A 21,084-nucleotide genomic window follows, 5' to 3' on the forward strand; every position below is an offset into this window, starting at 1 on the left:
CTGAACGGCTGGCCGACAACCGCCCGCACGCGCGCAAGCTGCTCGAGGTCCGGAACCTGTCGACCCAGTTCTTCACCGGCGAGGGGGTCGTCCACGCCGTGGACGAGGTCAGCTTCGACGTGGATTACGGCGAAACACTGGGGCTCGTCGGCGAGTCGGGTTGCGGGAAGAGCGTCACCGCGCTGTCCCTGGTTCGGCTCGTTCCCGACCCGCCGGGGCAGATTACCGATGGCCAGATCATCTTCGACGGCATCGACATCCTGAAGCTGTCACCCGCCGAGATGCGCCGCCTGCGCGGACGGAAGATCGGTTTCATCTTCCAGGACCCCATGACAAGCCTGAACCCGACCCTGCCCATCGGCTTCCAGATCTCCGAGTCGGCCCGCACCCACCTGGGCCTGTCGCGCAACGCCGCCGCGGATCGGGGGGTGGAGCTGCTGTCCAAGGTCGGCATCCCGCGCGCCCGCGATCGGATGGGCGACTACCCGCACCAGTTCTCGGGCGGGATGCGGCAGCGGGTCATGATCGCCATCGCCCTGGCATGCGATCCCATGCTGCTGCTGGCCGACGAGCCGACGACGGCCCTGGACGTGACCATCCAGGCTCAGATCCTGGACCTCATCCGCTCGCTCTCTGCCGAGTTCGGGACGGCCGTCATGCTGATCACTCACGACCTGGGCATCGCGGCCGGCATGTGCCACCGGGTCAACGTCATGTACGCAGGTCGGATCGTGGAGACCGGGGTGGTCGACGATGTCTTCGAGAAGGCGCGGCACCCGTACGCATGGGGCCTGCTGGACTCCCTCCCGCGGCTGACCGATACCCGAGCGGCGCGACTGCGCACGATCGAAGGCATGCCGCCCGACCTCATCAATCCGGGCGCGGAATGCCGGTTCGCCCCGCGCTGCCATTACGCCCAGGATCGCTGCCGGGCCGAGGAACCGGAGCTCACCCCGCGCGACGGTGAGGGCCATCAGGCCCGCTGCTTCGGGACCGAGCCGGGCGGATGGATCCCGTGACCGGCTCCGGAGACGGCAACGGGGCAGGGCCGCTGGTCGACGTCGACCATCTGAAGGTCTACTTCCCGATCTACGCCGGCCTGCTCCAGCGTCGCGCCGGGGACGTGCGCGCCGTGGACGACATCTCCTTCGCGATCAGCCGCGGCGAGACGTTCGGGCTGGTGGGGGAATCGGGATGTGGGAAGAGCACCACCGGGCGAGCGGTCATTCGACTCCGCAACCCGACCGCCGGCACTGTCAACTTCGACGGCCGCGACCTGATGAGCCTGTCCCGCGAGGAGCTGCGGCTCGCCCGTCGCCGGATGCAGATCATCTTCCAGGATCCATATTCGTCGCTGAACCCGCGGATGACGGTGTCGTCCATCATCGGCGAACCCCTGGACACCCATAACCTGGGCAGCAAGAGCTCGCGCCAGGACCGGGTGGCGGAGCTGCTGCAGCTGGTCGGGCTCAACCCGAACTACCGCAACCGCTATCCCCACGAGTTCTCCGGCGGCCAGCGCCAGCGGATCGGGGTTGCCCGCGCCCTGGCGGTCGAGCCGGAGTTCATCGTGTGCGACGAGCCGATCAGTGCGCTCGACGTCTCGATCCAGGCCCAGGTCCTCAACCTCCTGGTCGAGCTCCGGGAACGCTTCGGTCTGACCTACCTGTTCATTGCCCACGACCTGTCGGTGGTGCGCCACATCAGCGACCGGGTCGGCGTCATGTACCTGGGCAAGCTGGTGGAGGTAGGCCCGCCGGACATCCTGTACGCCGGTCCCGGGCACCCGTACACCCGCGCCCTGTTGTCCGCGGTCCCGATCCCCGATCCCAAGACCGAGCGCAAGCGCAAGCGGGTCATCCTCACCGGTGATGTGCCCTCCCCGGTCAATCCGCCGCCCGGATGCCGGTTCCACACCCGGTGCTGGTTGTATGAAAGCCTGGGGCGACCCGATGTGTGTCGAACCGAGGAGCCGGCGCTGCTCCAGGTCCGGCCCGAGCACTTTGCCGCGTGTCATTTCGCGGAGGACGCCCTGAAAAGCGACATCGGGGTGGCCCACCTGCCTGAGACGGCGGAGCCCGCGGCGCCCGCCGCGGCCGCCGCAACCGCGTAAAGGAGGGGAGCGACCGGTCGCCGCGGATATGGCGGGCTGATATGCTGATGCGACTTGGCTGGCCCTCAGGCCGGCCCATCGCCCACACCCTGTCGGATCAAACGAGGAAGCGGAGGGTTACCCGGATGCGCAAAGTCTTCCCCCTGTTCGTAGTGCTCGGCCTGGTGCTGGCTGCCTGTCAGCCAACCGCATCGGAGTCGCCGGCGGCGAGCGAGGGTGCCGCCGAGAGCGCGGCGCCCTTCTCGGCGATTTCGTACCCCGAGGGCGGTCCGGCGGACTGCGACTACGGCGGCGAGTTCTCCGAGATCAAGGCCGTCGACGAGCTGACGGTCGAATTCACCCTGTGTTACCCAGACCCGGCCTTCCTGTCCAAGATCGCGTTCACCGCATTTGCGATCGCCGACACGGCCGATCTCGAGAACAACATGGAGAACCACCTGATCCTGGCCGCCCCGAATGGCACCGGGCCCTACGCCCTGGCCCAGTGGCAGCGCGGCATCCAGCTGGTCCTCGATAAGAATCCCGACTACTGGGGCGAGAACGTTGGCGCCGACCAGCTCGTCTTCCGCTGGACCACCGAGTCGGCCGCGCGCCTGCTCGAGCTGCAGGCGGGAACGGTGGACGGCATCGACAACCCCGCACCCAACGACTTTGACACGATTCGGAACGATGCCAATCTGCAGCTCATCGAGCGCGACGCGCTGAACACGTTCTACGTCGGCTTCAATGAGAACTTCGAGCCGTTCGACGATGTCCGCGTCCGCCAGGCGCTGGCGATGGGCATCGACCGGCAGCGCATCGTGGACCAGTATTACCCGCCGGGCTCGGAGGCCGCGTCGCACTTCACGCCGTGCTCCATTCCGCTCGGCTGTGAGGGTGATGAGTGGTACGAGTTCGACGTTGCAGGAGCCCAGGCGCTGCTGGCCGAGGCCGGCCTAACCAATGGCTTCTCGACGGTTCTGAACTACCGCGACGTGGTCCGGGGCTACCTGCCAGATCCAAACGTCGTGGCCGTGGACCTCCAGGAACAGCTCAAGGCAAACCTGAACATCGACATCACGATCGAGGTCCAGGAGTCGGGGACGTTCCTCGACAACGCGACGGCGGGTGCGCTGAGCGGGCTGTACCTGCTCGGCTGGGGCGCCGACTACCCCGATCCCACCAACTTCCTGGACTACCACTTCAACAACGACGCCAACCACCAGTTCGGGGACACGTTCCCGGCGGTGACCGAGCCGCTCACCACGGCCGCCACCACGCTGGACACGGAAGTGCGTCGCGCCTCTTACGTGGAGGCCAACAACGCCATCCGTGAGAACGTCCCCATGGTTCCCATCTCCCACGGAGCCTCGGCCACCGCCTGGCTGGCGGATGTCACCGGAGCCCATGCGTCGCCGCTCGGCAACGAGTCGTTCGCGCACGTCACGCCGGGCGACCGCGCCCAGATGGTCTGGATGCAGAACGCCGAGCCCATCGCGCTGTACTGCGCGGATGAGACGGACGGAGAGACCCTCCGCCTGTGCGAACAGGTGAATGAGCCGCTGTACCAGTACGAGGTCGGCGGCGTGGCCCCGATCCCGGCCCTGGCGGAGGAGTGCGTCGGCAACGCGGACGCGACTTCGTTCACCTGCAACCTGCGCTCCGGCGTGACGTTCCACAATGGCGCTCGCTTCGACGCCAACGACGTGGTCCTGTCGTACGCAGTGCAGTGGGACATGGCGCATCCACTCCATATCGGGCGCACCGGGTCGTTCGAGTACTGGGCCGGGTTGTTCGCCGGGTTCCTGAACGTTCCGGCGGAGGAGTAACCGAAAAGCCATCGGCGGGCGCGAGCCCGCAGACGAAACGTCGCAACGGGCGCCACCTCCGGGTGGCGTCCGTTGCTATTCCCCGCCTCGGGACAGCGCACTACACTCGGCGCCAATGCTCCAGTTCATCGCCCGCCGCCTGCTCCTGACCATTCCGGTCCTGGCCGGCGTCATCTTCGTGGTGTTCGCCATCGCGCGGCTGCTGCCGGGCGACCCGTGCTTCGTCGCCCTGGGGCAACGCGCCACGGTAGAGGCGTGCGACGCGTTCCGTGATCGGTACGGCCTCGACGAGCCGATCCCGGTCCAGTTCGGCATATTCGTCGGCGACCTGGTCTCGGGTGACCTGGGCACCTCGATCGCCTACGGGCGACCGATCTCCGAGATCCTGGTCGAGCGGATGCCAGTCACGATCGAGCTGACCCTGTTCGCGCTGACGATTGCGACCGTGGTGGGGATCGGTCTGGGGGTGGCCTCGGCGGCCCGTCGCAACTCGAAGGTCGACGTGGGGACCATGATGTTCGCCAACTTCGGGGTCTCGATCCCGGTCTTCGTGCTTGGCCTGATCCTGATCTTCTTCTTTGCGGTGGTCCTGAAGGACACGCCGCTCGCGCTGCCCCCCAGCGGGCGGCTGTCGGCGGGCGTGATCATCGTGCCCCTGGCCGAGGCCTGGGGCATGGCCGATCTCGAGGGTCCGCTGCGTGTCCTGGTCGACTTCGTCGGCAACATGTACCTCATCAGCACCCTCATCACTGGTCAATGGGGGGCCTTCGGCGATGCGGTGGTCCACCTCATCCTGCCCGCCATCGCGCTGGCCACCATCCCGCTGGCCCTCATCGCGCGCATGACCCGGTCCAGCCTGCTCGAGGTCCTCGGGCAGGACTACATCCGGACGGCCCGGGCCAAGGGGGTCATCGAGCGACGGGTGGTCCTGCGCCACGCGCTGCGGAACGCGATCCTGCCGGTCGTGACCGTGATCGGTCTGACCCTGGGCGCCCTGCTCAGCGGCGCAGTCCTGACCGAGACCATCTTCGGGCTGACCGGAATCGGCCTGACCATCACCCAGTCGATCCTCGGTCGGGACTACCCGGTCATCCAGGCCGTCACCCTGATCACGGCCATCCTCTACCTGACCGTGAACCTGGCGGTGGACGTGTCGTACGCGTTCCTTGATCCGCGGATCCGCCTCGAATGAAATCGCCTGATCCGGTCCCGGTCGCCCTGGACTCGCTTGGCGAGCAGGCCGTTGCGACCCTGTCTGTCGCGGAAGCTGAGGCCCTCACCGCGCGGCCCGGCAACCTGTGGCGGGACACGGTGCAGAGCATCCTCCGCCAGCGTTCGGCCCAGGTCGGACTGATCCTGCTCACCCTGCTGGTCGGGACTGCCGCCCTGGCGCCGCTCATCGCGCCGTACAACCCCGATGCGGCGGTTGGGATCGAGCAGGGGTTGACCACCGAGCAGAAAGGCCCGTGCGTCCACCTCCTCGGCTGTCCCGAAGCTCGACCCGAGCACTACTTCGGGGTCGACCGCAACGGGCGCGACGTCTTCAGCCGAGTCGTGTTCGGGGCCCGCGTATCGCTGTACGTGGGCGTGCTGACGGTCGGCTTCGCGATCGTCATCGGTTCGGTCATCGGGGCCCTGGCGGCCTTCCTGGGCGGCGGCGTGGACAACGTCCTGATGCGGATCATGGACGTGTTCCTCGTCTTCCCTGCCCTCGTGCTGGCCATCGCCATCGTCACGGTCCTGGGAGCCGGCCTGATCAATGCCCAGATCGCCATCGGGGTGGTGGCCATCCCGGTCTATGCACGCGTCATGCGCGCCTCGGTCCTGTCGGTCCGGGAGCGCGATTTCGTCACCGCCTCGCGCGCCCTGGGCGAGTCGGGGCGCGGGATCCTGTTCCGGCGCATCTTCCCGAACGCGTTGACGCCGCTGATCGTGGCCGGCACGCTGGGAATCGCCGGCGCCATCCTGGAGGTGGCCGCCCTGTCGTTCCTCGGCCTTGGCGCGCAGCCGCCGCTTGCCGAGTGGGGCTCGATGATCGCCCTCGACCGCAACCAGCTGTTCAACGCGCCATGGCTCATCCTGGCCCCCGGGATGGCGCTCACCATCAGCGTCCTTGGCTTCAACCTGTTTGGCGACGGCCTGCGCGACGCGCTCGACCCGCGCCTGAACCGATGAGCGTGGCCGAGATCGCGGACATCCCGCGACGGGTCGGTCGCCACGGCGATCGCCTGCTCGAGGTTCGCGGGCTCCAGACCTCGTTCCATACCCGCGACGGCGTGGTGCGGGCGGTGACGGGGGTCGACTTCCACGTCGATCGCGGCGAGATCCTGGGACTGGTCGGCGAGTCCGGCTGCGGCAAGACCGTCACCGCGCTCTCGATTCTGGGCCTCATTGCGGCCCCGGGGCGGATCGAGGCCGGCCAGATCGTGTTTGACAACCAGGACCTGTTGACCATCGCCCCGAACCAGTTGCGGAAGCTGCGCGGTGAGCGGATCAGCATGATCTTCCAGCAGCCGCAGAGCAGCCTGAACCCGGTCTACGACGTGGGTCGCCAGATCGCCGAGGTGCTCGAGATCCACAAGGGGATGAAGACCAAGACCGCCCGCACGCGGGCCGGCGAGCTGCTGCGCATGGTCGGGATCCCGGACCCCGAGCGACGACTGGAGGCCTACCCCCATTCGCTGTCGGGTGGCATGGCCCAACGGGTCATGATCGCCATGGCGCTGGCCTGCGAGCCGGAGCTGCTGATCGCAGACGAGCCCACCACGGCCCTGGACGTGACGATCCAGGCTCAGATCCTGGACCTCATGCGCGCGCTCCAGGCCGATACCGGTACGGCCATCATCCTCATCACCCACGACCTGGGAGTGGTGGCGGAAATGTGCGACCGGGTGGCGGTCATGTACGCCGGGGAGATCGTCGAGCAGGCCGACACCGCCACCCTGTTCTTCGATCCCAAGCATCCCTATACGCGGGGTCTCATTGGCTCGGTCCCCACCCTGGGCGACGTGCGTGACGAGCTGATGACCATCCCGGGCTCGGTCCCGAACCTGATCGACCTCCCGGCCGCATGCCGCTTCGCTCCCCGCTGCGTGCCACGGGTGGCACAGCAGGTCGCGCACAGCGAAACCGAGCATCCGGAGCTGCGCCCGGTCGGTGGCGCGGCCGCGGGACATGACGTGCGGTGCTGGATCTACCACCACCTTGACGGCGCCCAGATCGAGGGGGCGCGCGTCCTGTGACCGGCCCAGCGGCCATGAACGGGGCGTTGGTCCAGGTCGAGCACCTGTCGGAGTTCTTCCCCCTGCGTGGCGGCCTCCTCCAGCGCAAGGTGGGGGACGTGAAGGCGGTCGACGACGTCAGCTTCGAGATTCAACGCGGCGAAACACTGGGCCTGGTGGGGGAGTCGGGCTGCGGCAAGACCACGGTGGGTCGGACCCTGCTGCGGCTGATCGAGCCCACCGGCGGTCGGATCGTGTTCGACGGAACGGACATCACCGACCTGAAGGGCAGCGACCTGAAACCGTACCGACGCCGGATGCAGATCGTGTTCCAGGACCCGTATGCGTCCCTCGACCCCCGGTCGCCTATCGCGAGCGCCATCGGGGAGGGGCTCCGCATCCACGGCATCGGGAACGCAAGAGAGCGGGCCGACAAGGTCGCCCGCATGATGGAGCTGGTTGGCCTCCAGCCCTACCACGCCCGGCGCTACCCGCACGAGTTCTCGGGCGGTCAGCGGCAGCGGATCGGGATCGCGCGGGCCCTGGTCCTGGAGCCGGACCTGCTGGTCTGTGACGAGCCGGTCAGCGCCCTGGACGTCAGCATCCAGGCCCAGGTCTTGAACCTGCTCCGCGACCTCCAGCGCCGCCTGAGCCTGACGTACCTGTTCATCGCCCACAACATGGGCGTGGTCGAGCACATCAGCGATCGGGTGGCGGTCATGTACCTCGGCGCCCTGGTCGAGGTCGCCGGCTCGGTGGACATCTATCGCGTGCCGGTCCATCCCTACACCATCGCGTTGCTGTCGGCGGTGCCGGTGGCCCGACCGGCGGATCGCGCCACGCGGCGGCGGATCATCCTGCGCGGGGACGTCCCGTCGCCGGTCAACCCCCCGTCGGGGTGCCGATTCCATACCCGCTGCTGGCTGCGGACCCAGCTCGGCAACCCCGATCGCTGCGCCACCGAGCGACCCGAGCTGCGGACCGTCGGCGGCGGCCATCAGGTCGCTTGCCACTACGCCGAGGAGCTGCTCGAACCGACCAACCGTCAGCGGCGGATCGCGGCCGCCGCCGCCGGGAGCTCGGGCCTGGCCTCGGCCGAGGCGGCCGACGAAGCGGCGCCCGTCCCGACCGAGGCGCCGGTCGGCTAGGCTTGGCGACGTGGAGGTCCGCGTCGCCCTGGCCCAGGTGGCACCCCACCTTGGTGAGGTGGCGGCCAACCTCGAGATGGCCGCGGAGCGGGCCCGGGCCGCGGCGGCCGAGGGCGCGGACCTGGTCGTGTTCCCGGAGCTGGCGCTCACCGGGTACCTGCTGAGCGATCTCGTCCCCGAGGTGGCCATGCCAGCCAGCGACCCGCGTCTGGCCGCCGTGTCGCGCGAAACACCCGGAATACTGGTGGCCATCGGCTTCGTGGAGGAGACGGCTGAGCATCGGTATGCCAACACTGCCGCCCTCCTGCGCGACGGCGAGCTGGTGGGGCTCCACCGCAAGGTCTACCAGCCCACCTACGGGATGTTCGACGAGGGCCGCTTCACCCGCCCCGGCGACCGGATCCGGACCACCGAAGTCGGCGAGCCGCTGGGTCGGGTGGGCATCAGCATCTGCGAGGACTTCTGGCACCCGTCGCTGCCCCTGCTCCAGGCCCAGGACGGAGCCGCACTCCTCATCAACCTGGCGGCCGGCCCCGCTCGCGCCCCGGGGAGTGCCGCCGGCCTGGCGGCCATCGCCGGCTGGCACAAGATGCAGGAGACGTACGCCCTGCTGGGAACGGTGGCGGTCGCATTCTGCAACCGGGTCGGCAACGAGGAGGGGCTGACCTTCTGGGGCGGCTCACGGCTGATCGGCCCCGGCGGGGGAGTGCTGGCCGAGGCTCCGCTGTACGAGGAGGCGCTGGTGGTCGGCAGTTTCGACACAGACGACCTGCGGATGCAGCGCTACCAGCTCCCCATCCTGGCCGACGAGCGGCTGGAGCTGACCCGTCGCGAGTTGGACCGCATCATCGCCGATCGTGCCGGTCTCGAAGCGCCGGCCGAGGCCGCCGCAGAGGGATGAGCCCGGCGTCCGCGCCCGAGACGGCGCCGCTCCCACAGATTGACGCCCCCCAGGTCGTATCGGTCATCATCGGTTTCATCCGGCGCCAGCTCGAGCAGACCGGCTTCGGGCGCCTGGTGGTCGGGGTCTCGGGTGGGGTGGACAGCGCCACGGTCGCCCACCTGGCCGTCCGGGCGCTGGGCCCGGCCAATGTCTTGGCGGTCCGGATGCCATTTCGCAGCAGCGCTGCCGAATCAGAGACCGATGCGCTGCGCGTGGTCGAGGGCCTGGGCTGCGACTCACAGCGGGTGGACATCACGCCCATGGCCGAACCGATGCTGACCCTGATCGGTGACGGCGACGAGGCCGACGTCCGCGTCCGGCGCGGGAACGTCCTGGCCCGCCTGCGGATGATGGTCCTGTACGACCGCTCGGCCGCGTTCGACGCCCTGGTGTGCGGGACCTCGAACAAGACCGAGGCCCTGCTCGGGTACGGGACCCTGCACGGCGACATGGCGGCTGCCATCCAGCCCATCGGCGACCTGTACAAGAGCCAGCTGCGGGCCGTGGCGACCGAGCTGGGCGTGGCGCCTGAGATCGTCGCCAAGCCGCCATCGGCCGATCTGTGGCCGGGACAGACCGATGAGGGTGAGCTGGGCGCCACGTACGACGACCTGGACCGCATCCTGTACGCCCTGGTGGACCGTCGCTGGACCGTGGAGCGCTGCGTAGGTGCGGGCCTGGACGAGGCGCTCGTACGTTGGACTGCCGAGCGGGTCGCGCGATACGAGTTCAAGCGTCAGACGCCGCCGGTGGCCAAGGTCAGCCTCCGCACGCCGGGGATCGATCACCTCTACCCGCGCCGGCGCCCCGGTTCGCGACGCCGGGCCTGAGCCGGATGGCCGGACGGCTGCTGGTCGTCGGGACGCCGATCGGCAATCTCGGAGATCTATCGCCGCGGGCGGCCGACGCCCTGCGCGAGGCCGACCTGGTGGTCGCCGAGGACACCCGGGTCGCGGCCCGGCTGCTGCAATTCATCGGGGCGCGGCGGCCCACCCTGTCGTTCACCGAGCACAACGCCGCACAGCGGCTGCCGGTGCTGCTGGGCCGCCTCGCGGCGGGCGAGACCATTGCTCTCACGACCGACGCGGGCATGCCGGCCGTCTCCGATCCGGGGGCGGGGCTGGTGGCTGCCGCCCGCGCCGCGGGCCACGCCATCGAGGTGGTCCCCGGGCCATCGGCCGTGACCGCCGCGCTGGCCGTGGCGGGAGTGGCAGGCGTGGCGGGGAGCGGATTCGTATTCGGCGGCTTCCTGCCCGCCCGGCCGGTGGCCGCCCGCCGCGCGGCGCTCGAACGCCTGGCCGGTGCGGCGGGCAGCCTGGGATTGCCCCTGATCCTGTTCGAGGCTCCGCACCGGGTAAGCCGATTGCTGGCCGAGCTCGAGGCATTAACCGATGCCCATCCCGACCTTCGGGTCGCCGCCGGCCGGGAGCTGACCAAGCTCCACGAAGAGGTGGTCGTCGGCTCGCCGGCGGAGGTGGCCTCTGTCCTGGCCGCGCCGCGCGGCGAATTCACCCTGGTCATCTCGGGCCTCACAGCCCCGGTGCTCGCCGCCGGCCCGGACCTGGGGGCCATCACCGCGGCCGCGCGTCGCGCCGGGCTGTCTGACCGCGCCACGGCTGACCTCCTGCGCGCCGCGGGCGTACCCCGTCGTGAAGCGTATCGGTCTGCCCAGGCGGCCGGTAAGCCGCCCGTCAGCCGTCGGTAAGGACCTCCGTCTTAGCTTCTCCCTGCCGCCCACTCGCCGGGTGAGCCGATAAGCCCTGCCGGGCTGGAGGAGAACTTCCCATGAACAAGGTGCTGCTGGTTGGACGGCTGACCCGCGACCCGGAGTTGCGGACGCTGCCCAGCGGGAAACACGTCGCCACCTTCACCATCGCCACCAACGAGTACCGTGGGACCGGCGCCGAGGAGCGGACCGAGTATCACGCCATCGTGGCCTGGGACCGCCTCGCCGAGATCTGCGGCCAGTTCTTGGGCAAGGGGCAGCTGGTCGACCTCGAGGGGCGTCTGCAGACCCGTCAGTGGGACGACGACGCGGGAAAGCGCCATTGGAAGACCGAGGTCGTGACCAACTCGCTCGAGATGCTTTCTGGCCGCGGCAAGAAGGAATACGCCAAGGAGGCGGAGGCCGCCGAGGACGCCGCGAGCGTCACCAACGGCGCCGCCGAGGAGCCTTTGGAGGCCGTGGTCGCCATGTAGGCCGCGTGTCGAGGGCTCCAGACCGATCTGGCTAGGGCGTCCCCGGCGGCGGGGGCGGATAATGGCCTCAGCCGGCGGCGACCCCGCCGCACGGGTTCTTGTGTCGGACTCCCTGGCCATGTAGACCTACCGGGCATGGCACCGCGAGCGGTGCTGAGCGGGGAAGCGACCGTACTTCGCAGTGGAAGGGCCATTCATGGTAAGAGACGAAACCAGCGTCACGATCAACCGGCCTATCGAGGATGTCTTCGCGGTGCTGAGCAACCCCGAGACCGGCCCGAAGTGGTCCTCGATCGCGATCGAGGAGAAATGGACTTCGCCTGAGCCGCATGGGGTGGGCTCGACGTTTCGGTCCGCCGGCAAGATTCTCGGCAGGCGCATCGAGGCCGACCATGAGGTCACCGTATTCGAGCCGAACCACAGAGTCGCGATGAAGACCGAGTCCGGACCAACGGCTGGCCGGCTCTTGATGACTTTCGAGCAGGTCGAAGGCGGCACAAAGGTCGTGTTTGACGCGGAGTTTGAGGCACGCGGACTCGTCAAGCTGGCCAAGCCGCTCTGGATGAACCTTGGCAGGCGGCGGTGGAACCGCGATCTCGCCACCCTGAAGGGCCTGATGGAAGCGGGCAGGTTGTAAGCGCACTGCACCTCTAACGACTTGTGCGGTCGACGTCGAGGACTGGCGGGTGATAGCGGTCGACGGCGATCTGCATGGCCGCCTACGCGCGACGTTGATAGCCCAGCGGGCGGCGTTGCTGCGGGTGGCGTTGCGACGGTAGCGTGCAGGCGACCCCGGCCTCACCCTCAGATCAGGCTTGGGATAAACCTGACATTGGCGTAAGCGCCACTGGAAAACTGAGGTCGTGGCGAACTCGCTCGAGATGCTGTCCGGGCGGGGCAAGTAGGAATACGCCAAGGAGGACCGAGCCGCCGAGGAGCCTCTCGAGGCCGTGGTCGCCATGTAGGCCGCGTGTCGAGGGCTCGAGACCGATCTGGTTAGTCCGTCCCCGGCGGCGGGGACGGATAATGGCCTCAGCCGGCGGCGACCCCGCCGAACGGGAAGGAGAGGCCGATCCATGAATCGATTGTCCAGAATCGCCCTAGCAGCCAGTCTCAGCCTCGGGATGCTGAGCATGCCCACGATGGCGCTGGCCGCCACGGACGTAACCTATGCGCTGAGGGGCAGCGAGATCGCGGCGACCGAATTCACCGGTGTTTTCGTGGGCGTCGCGGTCGCGACCGATGACTACGGAACCTGGCAGGCGACCATCGACCACGATTCGGTGCCCACGAAAAAGAACAAGAGCGCCGAGGTCACCGGCGGCAGCTTTGCCTTCGACGGGGAACTCCGCGACCTGGCGGGAACATTCGACCCCGGCGGCTCAATTACGCTGGAGACGGACGTCCAACCCTGCGGCAAACAGACCTACCGCGTGGTCGGAGACCTGACCCTCACCGGGCCAACTGCGGGCACCGCGGACTTTGAGGCGGTCGTGACCCACCACCGGATCTTCCTGTGGGGGCACTGCATCACCTACGCCGCGACCGTCAAGGGGAGCGTCACCTTCCACCTGACGACGTGACGCCCCTCGGTCCCGAACGATGACGTTCCAAGGCTAACGCAGCCTGGGCAGGCGGCCTGTAGGAGCCGCTGGAAGCGCTTGGAAGCGTCCGAGCCCGACATCGGCGTCCAGAAAGGTCGACGTAAGGACGTAGTCGCCTTCCTGCCCGCGAGAGCCGGCCCACAAGCGGTGCTTGAGCTGGTGGCGCCGCTGTTGGCGCAGTGGTCGATGGTGAGCTGCGCGTGGCGCTGACGCGGGGGCGACGGCGGAACGGGCAGGGTTCCTGCGCATCGGCACTCAGCGAATGACCGACAGACCTTCCGACCACGACCGCCTTCTCGAGCGTTCGACCCCTGCACCACCACTGCACGGCTCGGTGCGTTCCGCCGACGGAGCTAAGACATAGAGCAGATAACTCCCGTACCGCTCAACTTCATCGGCGAGTGCTCGGAGGGTGTCAGTGGAAGGTCCAAGGCGCCACCGCTCGTTCTCGTGGACGACCGCGAGATCGGCGTCGCAGAGTCGCGCCAGCAGGTCGGCCTGCGCCCGACGACTCGCCAGCACACTGCTCCAGTCGTGCTCCTCGCCCCGAACGACGGCTTGAAGCATCTCCACGGGCCTTCGACCGGCGAGCTCGAGGCCGAGGAAGACGAGGTGGCCATAGGGGTCGACGAGGTACCCGAACGCGCCGCGGCTCGGCTCGCGGCCGGCAAGGAACGCCACGCGCGCGTCCAGGACGAGCACCTGGGCCTCGGGCGGCACCGCCTCTCGGATGTACCGGCTCATCCTCACGTACTCGGGAACGTAGCCGCCCGCGATCCGGCTCCACGACGGGAGCTGCTGAGCGGCCACAGCGACAAGCACGAGGATCAACGCTGGGACCTCCCAGCGCCGGATCAGTGCAGACACGGGTCGGACGCTCTTGAGCCACAGCGGTATGAGGCCAACGCCAGCCGCGAGAAGCGCCAGGGGAGCCAGGAGATGGAGCTGGTACTGCGGTAGGACGTGTCGGGTCGACGTGAAGACAAGGGCGTTGAACGCGGCCCACAACACGACGACGCGCCAGCCCGCCAGCTGCGGCCCCGCGAAGCGGTGGCCATCACGACCGCGGGGCCAGAGGGCGAAGGCGACCCAGATGGCCACGGAGATGGTCACAACAGCCAGCCCCAGTCCCGCCATGACAAGGATCGGCACTTGGTCCGGCCGCTCCGCCAACTGCCCGATGTGATCCATCAGCCCAATCTCTGTGTGCGGTCGAAGCAGCTGGAAGAAGACGGCCTGGGGCAGCAGCTCACCCGGCGCCGCGATCATGAACGGCGTCAGCACGATCGCGGAGACCGCGCCGGCGCCCAGGAGCATGATTCCTAACAGAGGCGCTGAGGGCACCTGCGGCTCGGCTCGTGGGCCGAGGCGGCGCCAGACCAGATCGAGGGCGATTGCGAACAGCACCGTCACGCCGACCGCCTTCGTGAGCGCACTCAGTGCGGCCAGTCCGCCGGCAAGCGCGAGCCCGGTCATCTGGCGGCGCAGCGTGACGCGAGGCGCCAAGGCCGGGTGCACGGCGAGGTACGCGACGATCGCGGCGAACGAGAACATGGCCATCGGCACGTCGATCCTCACCTGGGCGCTGAGCCCCACGACGCGCGGGTCAAGCGACCAGACGAGCGCCGCCGCGGTCGCCCCCCACCAGCCCGCGAGCCGATGGCCGATCGCGAACACCAGCGCTACCGAAATGAGGCCGTATGCCACCGACAGCTGGCGCGCCGCCAAGAACGACCCTGGACCGCCCCAGGCGCTCGAGTCGAACAGCATCGCAGGAGAAAAGACGAAGGCCGCCGCGGGCGGATGCGCGAAGAAGTAGTCGCGGTAGGGCAGAACGCCATGCAGGAAGAGCCGCGCCGCCGTGGCATAGACCCCTTCGTCGTGGTTGGCGCTGGACAACCCCGCCGCGGAATCGAGCTGCGTCAGCCGTTCGGTGACCGCCAGCAGCATGACCAGGAGCACGACGAGTAGCACAGCAACGCGGCGCATCGACGTTGATCCCTCCTTGAGCGCCCGGCTGGGCACCATCCATCCCTGGCGCTTTCGCCGGGGGCCATCACTGGCGTTGCGCAGCGCAGTCGGCGATGGCTTGCACCGCATCGGGAGCATAGACCTTCCGGCGGTTCCACCAGTCGGCAGGGACCGGGCCGCCCTGACACTGGCTCAAGCGGCACACCTACGCTCATTCGGATGCACTTCGCGGCGCCGATATACTGGCCGCCCGCGGCCCCGGTCCGCCTGTGGCAGGCGGCTCGACGCCGGCGCCGCCGCGGGCATCCGGGAGCAGCGATGGGGCAGGAGTACCCATACAACGGGCGGCTGAGCCGCTGGGACGAGGTGGCGGAGGGGCTGGCGATCGTCGGCGTATCCGCTAACGAGACCCCATTCCCGTTCACCCCGGGGCAGTACGCCACGCTGGCCCTGCCCGGGCCCGAGGGGAAGGTCATCCAACGCCCGATGTCGATTTCCTCGCCGCCAGACGACTTGTCCGAGTACGAGTTCTTCATTCGCCTCGTACCCGACGCGGAGTTCACCCCCTTGCTCTGGCAGCTCAAGATCGGCGACACGATCGGTATCAAGGGAGCCAAAGGCAAGTTCGTGCTCCAGGACGACGGCCGCCGCGCCCTGTTCGTGGCCTCCGGGACCGGCCTCGCCCCATACATGAGCATGATCGAGACGCTCCTGGCCCACGGAGAGCGTCGTGAGATCCACCTTCTGCATGGGGCCAGCTTTGAGCGCGACCTGGCCTGGCGCGAATGGCTGACCGAGATCGAGGCCGACGGCAAGCTGCCGCTCCACTATGCCGCCACCCTGTCGCGCCCGGCGGACAACCCCGGCTGGCAGGGGCTGACCGGTCGGGTGGAGACCGTGGTTGCGGACGAGCTGGACCTCCACGACCTGACCCCCGCCGACACGACCCTGTACCTGTGCGGGAACCCGGAGATGATCACCGCGGCCGAGGCCATCGCGCTGAACCGCGGCTTCCCGACGGAGCAGATCCGCAAGGAGCTGTACTGGCCCAAGGCCCGCCCTCACGGAGGGCCAGCGGAGTGACCGAGCCCTTCTACCTCACCACGGCGATCTTCTACCCCAGCCCGGGGCCAGCCCTGCACTCGCTGTTCGAGGCTATCGGGGCCGATGTCCTCGTGCGTTACCAGCGCCTTACCGGGCGCGAGGTCCGCTTCCTGACGGGCATGGACGAGCACTCGGCCAACCTGGAACGCCAAGCGCAGGAGCGTGGCGTGGAGCCTCGCGCGCTGGTCGACGAGTGGGCGGGCAATTGGCAGGCCGGGTTTGATCGGTTCGCCATCAGCTACGACCGATTCATCCGGACCACCGACCCCGACCACGCCCGGGCGTCGACCGAGATGGTCCGCCGCGCCCAGGCAGCCGGCGATATCTACAAGGGCACCTACGCCGGGTGGTATTGCACCGGCGACAACGAGTTCAAGACCGATAGCCAGCTGGTCGACGGGCGCTGTCCGGACCATCCGACCCTGGAGCTGCAGTTGCTGGAGGAGGAGAACTACTTCTTCGCCCTGAGCAAGTACCAGGCGGCGCTGGAGGAGCTGTATCGGTCCAATCCGTCGTTCTGCGAACCGGAACCGTTCCGCAACGAGGTGCTGGGCTGGCTGAGCGACGGGCTCCAGGACTTCTCCATCAGCCGCGCCGGCGGGACGTGGGGCATCCCGTTCCCGGACGACCCGGCGCATCGCATCTACGTCTGGTTCGACGCGCTCACCAACTACGTCACCGGTGCCGGCTTCCCGGACGACCCGGAGGCCTTCGCCCACTGGTGGCCGGCCGACGTTCACGTCATCGGCAAGAACATCACCCGCTTCCACTGCCTGTACTGGCCGGCGATGCTGATGAGCGCCGGGCTGCCGCTGCCGCGCCAGGTGTTCGCCCACGGCTTCATGCTCATGCGCGGCGAGAAGATGTCCAAGACACGAGGCAACGTGCTCGATCCGAACGTTGCCCAGGGCTTGTTCGGGGTGGACGGCGTCCGTTACCTGGTCCTGCGCGAGATCCCGTTCGACCGCGACGGCGACGTGACCGCCGAGGGCCTCGTGCGCCGCTACAACGCGGAGCTCGCCAACGACCTCGGTAACCTCGTCAACCGGACGGTCTCCATGGCAGGCCGATACCTGGACGGGCACCTGCCCGACCTGGACAGCCTCGACCTGAACGATGCCGATGAGCAGCTGCGAGCCATAGCCGAGACTGCGGTCGTCGAGTACCGAGCCGCCGTGGAGCGGCTGCACTTCGACGAGGCGCTCGCCGCGCTGGGCACGCTGACCCGTGCTTCAAACGGCTACGTCGAGTTACAGGCTCCGTGGGTACTCCACAAGGCAGGGGAGTCACATCGCACCGGTGCCGTGCTGGCCACCCTGGGGGAGGCGTGCCGGATCCTGGGCCACCTGCTGGCGCCCTTCTGCCCCGGGGCGGCCGCCGACCTGCTGGGCCAGGTCGGGACGCCACCCCCGTATGACGACCGCGGCGCCGGCGGCCCCGGGCTGGACGCGCTGCTGACCTGGGGCGCCGAACCGGGTCCTCGCCGGACCGGGCCGCCGGCGCCGCTCTTCCCGCGAGTCGAGGTGGACGCCGACGAGTGGGTCGTGGACCAGGGGGATTCGCCGCCCTGACCCGCCTCATCGTCCCGGACCGGCTGCCGGGGATCGTGGACGCCCACGCCCACCTTCAGCACGAGGTCTTCGCCCACGACCTCGATGCGGTGCTGGACCGCGCCCGCGCGGCGGGGCTGGTCCGGATCCTGGTTCCCGGATGGGACCGCGCCTCGTCCGAGGCCGCGCTGGCCCTGGCCTCCCGCCACCCGGACCTGCTCGACGCAGCGGTCGGGATTCACCCGCATTACGTCGCCGCGGCCACCGCTGCCGACTGGGATGCACTCGAGCGTATGGCCACCGACCCGGCTGCGCGGGCGGTAGGGGAGATAGGGCTCGACTTCTATCGCAACCTCTCCCCGCCGGACGTGCAGCGGGAGGCCTTCGCGCGTCAGCTTGACCTGGCGGCGCGCGTCCGCAAGCCGGTCATCGTCCACGACCGCGAGGCCCACGGGGACATCACCGCCGTTCTCCTGGACCATGCCCCGCGACTCTCCGGCGTGCCCGGGATCCTGCACGCCTTCTCGGGAGACGCACGGATGGCGACCGCATTGGCCGCGGCCGGGTACCTCATCTCGTTCGCCTTGCCGGTCAGCTTCCCGAAGAACGCCGGCCCTCGCGCTGCCGCGGCTGCGATCCCGGCTACGAACCTCCTGGTCGAGACGGACTCCCCGTACCTGGGCCTCGCACCGGATCAGCGAAACGAGCCGACCACCGTCCTGCGTACGGCCGCCATGCTGGCCCGCCTTCGCGAGGAACCGGTCGAGGCAGTGGCGACCGCCGCTGGCCGGGCCCTGGCCGGAATCCAAGGCCAGGCTTCGTAAGGGTCCTCGGGATCGTCCGTCCTGGGCCTCGTCCCGTTCGCCATCGGTCTCGGCGGCCTGCTTCCGGCATTGCGGGCACGCAGGCAAACCATCCCGCGGCGGTAGCGCCGGACAGCTGCCCAATGTTCATGACATGTACCGAACGGCCCGCCCGGCGCCGCAACTCGAGGCTCACCGCCCCCTTCCTGACGATTTGGTTCACCACACGGACAAGAACGACATCCAACGGCCACATTCGGCCCATTCCGACCCGACCGCGTGTTCCCTTTGGCCGATGTGTTCATGTGGTGAACATTGCCCGTGGGTCAATGCAGCCGCCTGGGACGGCTATCCTGCGCCGTTCGCCTTGACAGTCGCGCCCCGCACCTGATACCTTCCGTTTAGCACTCTCACTGGTTGAGTGCCAGAACCCGGAAACGGGGACGGATCGCATCGGTCCACCCGGCGCTCCCAGTGCGAGTGCATGACAAACGCCTTTGACGGTGCCGCCCGGCATCGGTTCATATCAGGAGGACATGGCTCTCATGGCCACTTCGGTCAACGCCACCGCGACCCAGCTCAAGCCCCTCGGAGATCGGCTGGTCGTAAGGCCCACCGCCCGCGAGGAGATGACCAAGAGCGGGATCGTCATACCTGACACCGCCAAGGAGCGCCCCCAGGAGGGGACGGTCCTGGCCGTCGGCCCAGGACGCACCCTCGACGACGGCACCCGGGAGCCGATGGAGCTCGCGGTCGGCCAGAAGATCCTGTTCCAGAAGTACGCGGGAACCGAATTCAAGCTCGACGAAGAGGAGCTCCTGATCCTGTCCCAGAAGGACATCCTCGCCGTCATCGAATAGCCCGTCTCAGTTTCGGAGGACTTAACTACCACCATGGCCAAGCAACTCCAGTTCAGCGAGGAGGCTCGGCGTTCCCTGAAGCGCGGCATCGACAAGATGTCCGAGGCTGTCAAGGTCACGCTCGGCCCGAAGGGCCGCTACGCTGTCCTCGACAAGAAATTCGGGGCGCCGACCATCACCAACGACGGCGTCACCATCGCTCGCGACATCGAGCTCGAGGACCCCTACGAGAACATGGGGGCCCAGCTGCTCGAGGAAGTCGCGACCAAGACCAACGACATCGCCGGAGACGGCACCACGACCTCGATCGTTCTCGCCCAGGCCATCGTCACCGAGGGCATGAAGAACGTCACCGCCGGCGCCAGCCCGATGGGCATCAAGCGCGGCATCGAAAAGGGCGTCGTGGCGATCGTGGATGAGATCAAGCGGCTGTCCAAGCCGGTGGCCACGCCCGAGGACATCGCCCACATCGCGGCCATCAGTGCCCGCGACGCGGAGATCGGCCAGCTCATCAGCGAAGTGATGGGCAAGGTCGGCAAGGACGGGGTCGTGACCGTCGAGGAATCCCAAGGCCTGAAGACCGAGGTCGAGTACGTCGATGGCATGCAGCTCGACCGCGGCTACATCAGCCTGTACATGGCAACCAGCGGCGAAGGCGGCAAGCTCGAGGCCACCCTCGACATGCCCTACATCCTGGTCACCGACAAGAAGATCAGCGCGGTGGCCGATATGCTGCCGGCGCTCGAGAAGGTGGTCCAGCTGGGCCGCCCGCTCCTGATCATTGCCGAGGACGTGGACGGCGAGGCGCTGGCCACCCTGATCGTCAACAAGCTGCGCGGCACCATCAACGTCCTCGCCGTCAAAGCCCCGGGCTTTGGCGACCGCCGCAAGGCCATGCTGGAGGACATCGCGACCCTGACCGGCGCGCACGTCATCTCCGAGGAGGTCGGCCGCAAGCTCGACAGCGTGACCGTCGAGGATCTCGGCCAGGCGCGCCGCGTCACGGCCACCAAGGACACGACCACCATCGTGGATGGCAAGGGCTCACCGGACGCCATCAAGGCCCGCATGAGCCAGATCAAGCTCCAGATCGAGGACACGACCTCCGACTTCGACAAGGAGAAGCTCCAGGAACGCCTGGCCAAGCTCTCCGGCGGTGTCGCGGTGCTCAAGGTCGGCGCGGCCACCGAGGTCGAGCTGAAGGAGAAGAAGCACCGGATCGAGGACGCCCTGTCCGCGGCTCGTGCAGGCGTGGAAGAGGGCATGGTCGCCGGTGGCGGCTCGGTTCTCGTCCATGCTGCACCGGCTCTCGACAAGCTCGAGGTCCTGGGTGACGAGGCCGTGGGCGTGGCCATCCTCCGGCGCGCGCTGGAAGAACCACTCCGCCAGATCGCCATCAACGCCGGCCTCGAGGGCTCAGTCGTCGTCGACGCCGTCCGCAAGCTGAAGCCGGGCCACGGGTACGACGCCGAGAAGGGCGAGTACACCGACATGTTCGTGGCCGGCATCATCGATCCGGCCAAGGTGACCCGTTCCGCGCTGCAGAACGCCGCGTCTGTCGCGGCTCTCCTGCTCGAGACCGAGACGGTCGTGACCGACATCCCCGAGAAGGAAAAGGCGCCGATGCCCGGCATGGGCGGCGGCGGCATGGACTACTAGAGAGTCCGATAGCGTCCGCTGGCATCCGCGCTAGCCGGACGCAAGCATGAAACGCGCCTAGAGGCGGGTGTCCCATCCGGGGATGGCCGCCTCTTATGCTG

19 protein-coding genes are annotated in these 21,084 nt (G+C 68.4%); 18 read left to right on the forward strand and 1 reads right to left on the reverse strand.

Annotation, left to right across the window (positions count from 1 at the left end; translation table 11 throughout):
- Window positions 1-38: 38 nt before the first annotated feature.
- From AABM41_05935 to AABM41_05995, 13 genes are all read left to right on the forward strand, one after another.
- Window positions 39-1,019 carry an ABC transporter ATP-binding protein gene (locus tag AABM41_05935; GenBank protein ID MEK6191847.1) on the forward strand — a complete coding sequence of 327 codons (981 nt, stop codon included), beginning with the start codon at window positions 39-41 and terminating at the stop codon, window positions 1,017-1,019.
- The gene (locus AABM41_05940) at window positions 1,016-2,113 is read left to right on the forward strand and encodes an oligopeptide/dipeptide ABC transporter ATP-binding protein (protein ID MEK6191848.1); all 1,098 of its coding nucleotides are present in this window, start codon (window positions 1,016-1,018) and stop codon (window positions 2,111-2,113) included. The genes AABM41_05935 and AABM41_05940 overlap by 4 nt, the downstream gene beginning before the upstream one ends.
- Window positions 2,114-2,238: 125 nt before the next feature.
- Window positions 2,239-3,921, forward strand: a complete 1,683-nt coding sequence (locus tag AABM41_05945) for an ABC transporter substrate-binding protein (protein ID MEK6191849.1) — start codon at window positions 2,239-2,241, stop codon at window positions 3,919-3,921.
- 115 nt (window positions 3,922-4,036) lie between these two features.
- On the forward strand, window positions 4,037-5,113 hold the full coding sequence (locus AABM41_05950; GenBank protein ID MEK6191850.1) for an ABC transporter permease: 1,077 nt from the start codon (window positions 4,037-4,039) through the stop codon (window positions 5,111-5,113).
- Window positions 5,110-6,096, forward strand: a complete 987-nt coding sequence (locus AABM41_05955; protein ID MEK6191851.1) for an ABC transporter permease — start codon at window positions 5,110-5,112, stop codon at window positions 6,094-6,096. The genes AABM41_05950 and AABM41_05955 overlap by 4 nt, the downstream gene beginning before the upstream one ends.
- Complete coding sequence (locus AABM41_05960) at window positions 6,093-7,163, forward strand: ABC transporter ATP-binding protein (GenBank protein MEK6191852.1); 1,071 nt, start codon at window positions 6,093-6,095, stop codon at window positions 7,161-7,163. Before AABM41_05955 ends, AABM41_05960 begins: the two co-directional genes overlap by 4 nt.
- A gap of 14 nt (window positions 7,164-7,177) precedes the next feature.
- Window positions 7,178-8,290, forward strand: coding sequence for an oligopeptide/dipeptide ABC transporter ATP-binding protein (locus AABM41_05965; GenBank protein MEK6191853.1), 1,113 nt, complete (start codon window positions 7,178-7,180; stop codon window positions 8,288-8,290).
- Window positions 8,291-8,300: 10 nt separating this feature from the next.
- Window positions 8,301-9,191: a nitrilase-related carbon-nitrogen hydrolase gene (locus AABM41_05970; protein ID MEK6191854.1), complete on the forward strand. Its 891-nt coding sequence runs from the start codon at window positions 8,301-8,303 to the stop codon at window positions 9,189-9,191.
- The gene (locus AABM41_05975) at window positions 9,188-10,063 is read left to right on the forward strand and encodes an NAD+ synthase (GenBank protein MEK6191855.1); all 876 of its coding nucleotides are present in this window, start codon (window positions 9,188-9,190) and stop codon (window positions 10,061-10,063) included. The genes AABM41_05970 and AABM41_05975 overlap by 4 nt, the downstream gene beginning before the upstream one ends.
- Window positions 10,064-10,068: 5 nt before the next feature.
- On the forward strand, window positions 10,069-10,938 hold the full coding sequence (gene rsmI / locus AABM41_05980; GenBank protein MEK6191856.1) for a 16S rRNA (cytidine(1402)-2'-O)-methyltransferase: 870 nt from the start codon (window positions 10,069-10,071) through the stop codon (window positions 10,936-10,938).
- Window positions 10,939-11,018: 80 nt separating this feature from the next.
- Entirely contained in the window at window positions 11,019-11,432 is a 414-nt protein-coding gene (gene ssb / locus AABM41_05985; GenBank protein ID MEK6191857.1) for a single-stranded DNA-binding protein, read from the forward strand.
- Window positions 11,433-11,613: 181 nt separating this feature from the next.
- Window positions 11,614-12,069: an SRPBCC family protein gene (locus AABM41_05990; protein MEK6191858.1), complete on the forward strand. Its 456-nt coding sequence runs from the start codon at window positions 11,614-11,616 to the stop codon at window positions 12,067-12,069.
- Between the two features lie 439 nt (window positions 12,070-12,508).
- Window positions 12,509-13,015, forward strand: coding sequence for a hypothetical protein (locus tag AABM41_05995; GenBank protein ID MEK6191859.1), 507 nt, complete (start codon window positions 12,509-12,511; stop codon window positions 13,013-13,015).
- 276 nt (window positions 13,016-13,291) lie between these two features.
- On the opposite strand, the gene AABM41_06000 is transcribed toward AABM41_05995, so the two are convergent.
- A complete protein-coding gene (locus tag AABM41_06000; GenBank protein MEK6191860.1) occupies window positions 13,292-15,025 on the reverse strand; it encodes a glycosyltransferase family 39 protein in 1,734 nt (577 codons plus the stop codon).
- 201 nt (window positions 15,026-15,226) lie between these two features.
- Here AABM41_06000 and AABM41_06005 point away from each other — a divergent pair, with 201 nt between their 5' ends.
- The 5 genes from AABM41_06005 to groL all read left to right on the forward strand — a co-directional run bounded on the left by AABM41_06005 (window position 15,227) and on the right by groL (window position 20,983).
- Window positions 15,227-16,090 (forward strand): FAD-binding oxidoreductase, encoded by an 864-nt coding sequence (locus AABM41_06005; GenBank protein MEK6191861.1) that lies wholly within the window; start codon window positions 15,227-15,229, stop codon window positions 16,088-16,090.
- Complete coding sequence (gene metG, locus AABM41_06010; protein MEK6191862.1) at window positions 16,087-17,682, forward strand: methionine--tRNA ligase; 1,596 nt, start codon at window positions 16,087-16,089, stop codon at window positions 17,680-17,682. Before AABM41_06005 ends, metG begins: the two co-directional genes overlap by 4 nt.
- Window positions 17,649-18,485: a TatD family hydrolase gene (locus AABM41_06015; protein ID MEK6191863.1), complete on the forward strand. Its 837-nt coding sequence runs from the start codon at window positions 17,649-17,651 to the stop codon at window positions 18,483-18,485. Before metG ends, AABM41_06015 begins: the two co-directional genes overlap by 34 nt.
- A gap of 524 nt (window positions 18,486-19,009) precedes the next feature.
- Window positions 19,010-19,324 carry a co-chaperone GroES gene (gene groES, locus AABM41_06020; protein MEK6191864.1) on the forward strand — a complete coding sequence of 105 codons (315 nt, stop codon included), beginning with the start codon at window positions 19,010-19,012 and terminating at the stop codon, window positions 19,322-19,324.
- 33 nt (window positions 19,325-19,357) lie between these two features.
- Window positions 19,358-20,983, forward strand: coding sequence for a chaperonin GroEL (gene groL / locus AABM41_06025; protein ID MEK6191865.1), 1,626 nt, complete (start codon window positions 19,358-19,360; stop codon window positions 20,981-20,983).
- Window positions 20,984-21,084 lie beyond the last annotated feature (101 nt).

The organism is Chloroflexota bacterium, assembly GCA_038040195.1.
Taxonomy (GTDB): Bacteria; Chloroflexota; Limnocylindria; order QHBO01; family QHBO01; genus DASTEQ01.

Excerpts from the sequence above, each read along its gene's own strand:
- AABM41_06005 (MEK6191861.1), top strand. The coding sequence starts at position 15,227 with ATGCACTTCGCGGCGCCGATATACTGGCCGCCCGCGGCCCCGGTCCGC.
- rsmI (MEK6191856.1), top strand. The coding sequence starts at position 10,069 with ATGGCCGGACGGCTGCTGGTCGTCGGGACGCCGATCGGCAATCTCGGA.
- groES (MEK6191864.1), top strand. The coding sequence starts at position 19,010 with ATGGCCACTTCGGTCAACGCCACCGCGACCCAGCTCAAGCCCCTCGGA.
- AABM41_06000 (MEK6191860.1), bottom strand. The coding sequence starts at position 15,025 with ATGCGCCGCGTTGCTGTGCTACTCGTCGTGCTCCTGGTCATGCTGCTG.
- AABM41_05945 (MEK6191849.1), top strand. The coding sequence starts at position 2,239 with ATGCGCAAAGTCTTCCCCCTGTTCGTAGTGCTCGGCCTGGTGCTGGCT.
- AABM41_05955 (MEK6191851.1), top strand. The coding sequence starts at position 5,110 with ATGAAATCGCCTGATCCGGTCCCGGTCGCCCTGGACTCGCTTGGCGAG.
- AABM41_05965 (MEK6191853.1), top strand. The coding sequence starts at position 7,178 with ATGAACGGGGCGTTGGTCCAGGTCGAGCACCTGTCGGAGTTCTTCCCC.
- AABM41_05975 (MEK6191855.1), top strand. The coding sequence starts at position 9,188 with ATGAGCCCGGCGTCCGCGCCCGAGACGGCGCCGCTCCCACAGATTGAC.
- ssb (MEK6191857.1), top strand. The coding sequence starts at position 11,019 with ATGAACAAGGTGCTGCTGGTTGGACGGCTGACCCGCGACCCGGAGTTG.
- AABM41_05950 (MEK6191850.1), top strand. The coding sequence starts at position 4,037 with ATGCTCCAGTTCATCGCCCGCCGCCTGCTCCTGACCATTCCGGTCCTG.
- groL (MEK6191865.1), top strand. The coding sequence starts at position 19,358 with ATGGCCAAGCAACTCCAGTTCAGCGAGGAGGCTCGGCGTTCCCTGAAG.
- AABM41_05995 (MEK6191859.1), top strand. The coding sequence starts at position 12,509 with ATGAATCGATTGTCCAGAATCGCCCTAGCAGCCAGTCTCAGCCTCGGG.
- AABM41_05960 (MEK6191852.1), top strand. The coding sequence starts at position 6,093 with ATGAGCGTGGCCGAGATCGCGGACATCCCGCGACGGGTCGGTCGCCAC.